The organism is Vibrio sp. OPT41, from assembly GCF_015163595.1.
Taxonomy (GTDB): Bacteria; Pseudomonadota; Gammaproteobacteria; order Enterobacterales; family Vibrionaceae; genus Vibrio; species Vibrio alginolyticus.
Genome location: NZ_JADDYH010000096.1, coordinates 1 through 785, shown reverse-complemented (window position 1 = coordinate 785; position 785 = coordinate 1). Strand labels below are relative to the sequence as shown.

Here is a 785-nt window from a genome sequence, read left to right as displayed (position 1 = left end):
CTTATAGAATTCCTCATTGGTTCTAGAACTGAAGCAGGTCTTTCTCAGGAAGATGTTGCAGCACGTTCTGATATCTATGGTATGGGAAGAACTCTTGATCAAAGGGCCGTTTCCCGAATTGAAAAGCAACCACTGAAAGCAGATGCGATAAAAATGGCTGGTTACCTGAACGCAATAGGTATGGAACCAAGTCGCTTCTATGAATTCCTAAACCAAATAACTTACAAAAAGGAAGATATTTCCATGTCTATTATCACTACAACTGAAGTTGCAACAAAAGTAGCACAGGCCTTAGATAAGATTACCGATACAAAATCCGCTATTGCTAAAATCGCTAAAGAGAGAAGCTACATTGATTCGATTGAACTTGGAGACAAGTTTGAAAAGTTCGAAGAGCTTCTAAAATCTCTAAATGGAAAGCCTATCATTGGTGGTTTTGGACACTATGACTCAGGCAAAACCACAATGTTCAACACGTTAACGGATGGGAAGGTACTAAAAGAAAAGTTCACTCCTGCTACCTGCGTGGTAAACCTGTTGATGCACACGGATGATCAACCATCCATAATCAATGGCCAAGTGGCAATCTTCCGTAAAGGTTTTAAGCCATACATGATTCATTCTCAAGAACTGGTCAATAAGTACCTGATAGAGCAAGGCGGTACCGATATTCTAGACCGTTTAGGCGTACACAATTATGATGAATCATTTGAGAACGATGCGTACATAGCAATCGTGTTCATGGATGCGCCTATCCTCAAAAAAGTGTGGTTGATGGATACTCC

Annotated in this window: 1 pseudogene; it reads left to right on the top strand. The window is 40.4% G+C overall.

The annotated features are described in order from the left end of the window. Positions 1-785 (top strand): annotated as a pseudogene (locus tag IQP38_RS25545) (hypothetical protein); the annotation flags it as partial.